The following is a 4,031-nucleotide window of genomic DNA, read 5'->3' as shown; positions in this document are numbered from 1 at the left end:
GTTGGCGCGCCGTCCCGGCGTTCTCGATCCCGCGCGAGCGGCGCGTCACCCCGCCGCCGAAGCTCCCCGAACCCAAGCAGCCGGTCACGCCGCGCCCCCAGGACCTCCCCGCCCAGGCACCGCTGATCACCGTGCGTGCGGCCAAAGCGCAGAACGGCCCGCGTCCGCCCAGGCGTCCGCGCGCGGATCTCGCCGTGCGCTTCCTCGCCCCCGAATTCCCTCAGGAGGGAGAGCCCCGTTGAAGACCGCATCCCCGCGCCCCGTGCCGGTGCCGGCGAACATCGAGGTCGAGGCACGCCTGGCCGGTCCGTTCACCGCCCGCCAGTGCGCGATTCTCGCAATCAGCGCGGCGTTCGTCCTCGCCGAGGGTGAGGTCCTGCACACCATCCTGGGTCTCTCGCCTGTGGTCGTCGTCGGCGCCGTGGCTCCGGTGGTCTTCGCGGGATGCCTGCTGGCGCTGGTCAGGCCCGGCGGCGTGCCGGCCGACCGGCTGCTGCGCGGCGCCATCCGGTATGCGCGGACCGGGCGCAGGCGGGCCGATGTCCCGGAGCACCTTCCGCTGCCGGCGGGGATCGCCCGTCTCGCTCCGCTCTACCGGCGGATCGCCGAGTTGGACGGGACCGGTGTCGTCGAGCTCGACGGCCTGGAGGCCGCCGTCGTGATCGAGGCGCAGCCGCGCTGCCTGCAGCTTGCCGACGCGGATGAGGCCCGCGCCGCGCTGGCCGCGATCGGCACTGTTCTGTCCGCGCATTCGGGGCCCTTCAGCATCAGCACGCTCACCGAGCGGGTGAGTCTGGACGAGCGTGCCCAGGTCGCGGCCGAGGTTGCCGAACACCTCTCGACGCCGCAGCTTGCCGATCTCGCCAGGCGGCAGGCCACGTATCTACGGGGCCTGGCTGATGGTGGCGACCTGTGGCGGCGCAGACACCTGATCACGGTACGGGAGGCGGGCGCCGGTGCGGCAGCCCGTGCCGCGCATCGGGCGCGCGCTGCGGCGCAGCTGTTCGAGGCCTGTGGCATCAAAGCCCACGTGCTGGATCCGGCCGAGTCGACCGCTCTGCTCACCGTGGCCTGCGCACCCGAACGTTCCGCAGGCCCGCGCCGTCTCGCGCCGCCCGGCCGTCCGATCACGGCAGGCCTCGAGATCTTGGAGCAGGAATGAGGAGCGGATTGTCCCCAGCCGGTATCCACATTCGCCCACGATCTGCGGAAATCGACGGCGTCCACGCCATGACGTTGGCGGTGACCGGCTATCCGGCCGAGGTGCTGCCGGGCTGGCTCGAGGCGCTCAGTGCGTATCCGGCGCGCCTCGATGTCGCCCTACACGCCGAGCCGGTTCCGCCGCAGGTCGCGGCGGACAAGCTGCGTCGGCGCCGCACCCGGCTGGAGGCGGGGCGCCGCGAGGGCGCGGGCCGGGGACAGATCGAGGATCCGCAGGTCGAGTCCGCCGCACAGGACGCCGCCGAACTCGCCGGGCGCATCGCCAGGTCTGAGACGAAGCTGTTCACCGCCGGCCTCTACCTGACCTGCTACGCCGACACGCCTGAGGACCTCGCGCAGCTTATCGATGACGTGAAGGCGCTATTGTCCGCGTCGCTCGCGACCGCGCAGGCCCCGACGTTCCGCATGCTCGAGGCCTGGCAGACGACGCTGCCGGGCGCCCCGGACCGCATCGGCCAAGTGCGGATCCTGGACACCGCAGCCCTCGCGGCGTGCGTGCCGCTGACGAGTCCTGATACCGGCGAGAGCGGCGCGGTCGCGCCGAGCGCCGTGTTGGCGGGGCTCTCGGCGGTCACCGGCGCTCCGGTGTTCCGCGACCGGTGGGCGCAAGCGAACCACAACAGCCTGATCCTCGGTGTGTCCGGGGCCGGAAAATCGTACCTGGCGAAGACGGATCTGATCCGGGAACTGTGCACCGGGACGATCGGGGCGGTGATCGACCCGGAGGGCGAGTACGTCGCGCTGGCCGGCGCAGTCGGGGGACGGGTGATCGAGCTCGGGCTGCCCTGCGGCGCGCTGAATGTACTCGAGCTCCCGCACCCGGACGCGTCAGGACCGTGCGAGCTGGCGTCCCGGGTCCTGGATCTGCACAGCCTGTGCGCCGTGCTCCTCGGCGCTGAGCGAGCCGAACGGCTGCGCCCGGCGCTCGACCGTGCGGCGATGGGTGCCTACCGGGCGGCCGGGATCAGCGAGGACACCGCGTCCTGGACCCGTCCGGTACCGGATCTCGCCGCGGTCGCCCGGCAGGCCGCAGCCGGGTTCGATCCCGCCGCAACCGAGCTGGCGGGGCTTCTGGAGCCGTATGCGACCGGGTCGTACGCGGCGCTGTTCAACGGCGCCCAGCCCGAGGGTGTGCAAGAGCCGCCGCTGACGGTGTACACGCTGCGGCACCTGCCCGACGCACTGCGCCCCGCGGGGATGCTGCTGGTGCTCTCGCGGATCTGGAACGGCGCCCGCCACGGGGAGCGCCGGCGGATGCTGCTGATCGACGAGGTCTGGCAGCTCCTGCAGGACGAGGCCGCGGCCCGGTTCGTGTTGCGGTTCGCCAAATCGGCACGCAAGTACCGGCTCGGGCTCTCCCTCGCCACCCAGGACGTCGGGGACCTGCTCGGCTCGGAGCTCGGCACGGCGGTGGCGTGCAACGCGGCGATCCAGATCCTGCTCGGCCAAGCCCCCCAAGCCCTCGCCCGCGTCACCGACGCCTTCGATCTGACTGCGGGCGAACGCGACTTCCTGGCCACCGCACCGCGCGGCTACGCCCTCCAGAGAACCCGTACCGGCCGCACCGCTCTCGCCGTGATCGCCACCCCCGACGAAGAACCGTTCCTGCACACCGGCATCTAAACCGAAGGCCCGAACAGACAAGGACGTATCGCGATGCACCTGCACATCGAGACGTTTACCGCGACCGCCCCGGGCGGCTGGCTCACCTCCGCACTGTGCGCAGCTGACGCCCTGGCCGCACGCGACTGGCCGCAGATCTCGATCACGGCCGCGGTCGCGGCGTACGGCGCTACCGCAGCCGTGAGCCGGATGCGGCGCCACAAGAGAAACCGGTTGCTGACCGGCGCGCGTGTGCTGGAGATCGCCTGCCCGCCCGAGTCATCGCCGTCAGGCGCGGTCACGCTGTGGAGCAATCTGCTCGGGTTGCACCGTCCGCGCCTCGCGCGGCTGGTGCACGGCCAGCCGCACGTCGCGTTCGAGTACGTGTTCACCGGCCGGGAACTGGCGATCCGAATGTGGGTGCCGGGGTGTGTCCCGCCACGCATGGTCGAGCGCGCGATCGAGGCTGCGTGGCCCGGCGCCCGTGCCAAAGCGCTGCCGCTGCCCGTCTCCCCGTTGTCTCCGGCGGGCCCCGGCGACGCGGTCACCGGCGGGCGGCTGGTGCTCGCGCGCACCGAGGCGCTGCCGCTGAATGTCAAACACGACGCGGATCCGTTGCGTGCGCTGATCGGCGCGGGGACCGCGCTGGGAGCGGGCCAGGGCGCATGCGTGCAGGTGCTGGCGCGGCCCGCATCGTCCTGGCGGGTCGCGCGGGCGCGCCACCGGTTGCGCAGCCTGGAGGGCAAGCGGAACACGACGACCAGATCCATGCTCTTCGACACCATCAGCCCGGGCCGTATGGAGGTCGCGCCGGGAGCGTTCATGGACGCGCGCCTGGCCGCCGACGCCCGCGCGGCCGCCGGCAAGCTCGCCGGCCCGCTGTATGAGGCGGAGATCCGCTACGCGGCTGTTGTCCCGGGCACCGATCGGGCCGGCGCGAATCCGAGTCAGCGCGTGCGGCGCCGCACCTGCGACCCGGTTGCGATGGCCCAGGCGCGCGGTACCGCGCACGCCCTGGCGTCGGCCACCTGCGTGTATGCGGACCGCAACTTCCTGCGCCGCCGCACACTCGCGGGTCCCGCCCGCCGCATCCGGTCGCGTGACATGGGCCGTGGCCAGCTCTACTCGGTCGCCGAGCTCGCCGCGCTCGCGCATCTGCCCTGGGACGTCAATGCCCCCGGCCTGACCAGAGCCGGCGCCCGCTCGAC

3 protein-coding genes and 1 pseudogene are annotated in these 4,031 nt (G+C 72.7%); all 4 read left to right on the top strand.

What is annotated here, in order from left to right; genetic code table 11:
• Window positions 1–242, top strand: a pseudogene (locus tag KDL01_RS39575) (hypothetical protein); the annotation flags it as partial.
• Window positions 239–1,162 carry a PrgI family protein gene (locus KDL01_RS39570; RefSeq protein ID WP_212533865.1) on the top strand — a complete coding sequence of 308 codons (924 nt, stop codon included), beginning with the start codon at window positions 239–241 and terminating at the stop codon, window positions 1,160–1,162. The pseudogene KDL01_RS39575 and the gene KDL01_RS39570, both read left to right, overlap by 4 nt.
• A 68-nt stretch (window positions 1,163–1,230) precedes the next feature.
• Window positions 1,231–2,844, top strand: coding sequence for a VirB4 family type IV secretion system protein (locus KDL01_RS39565; RefSeq protein WP_212533864.1), 1,614 nt, complete (start codon window positions 1,231–1,233; stop codon window positions 2,842–2,844).
• Window positions 2,845–2,877: 33 nt separating this feature from the next.
• Window positions 2,878–4,031: DUF8128 domain-containing protein (locus tag KDL01_RS39560; protein ID WP_498038005.1), on the top strand; the 1,154-nt coding region annotated here is incomplete at its 3' end.

This window comes from Actinospica durhamensis (assembly GCF_018139695.1).
GTDB classification, from domain to species: domain Bacteria; phylum Actinomycetota; class Actinomycetes; order Streptomycetales; family Catenulisporaceae; genus Actinospica; species Actinospica durhamensis.
Note: the sequence above shows the minus strand (reverse complement) of the source record. Positions and strands in the feature narration are given on the sequence as shown.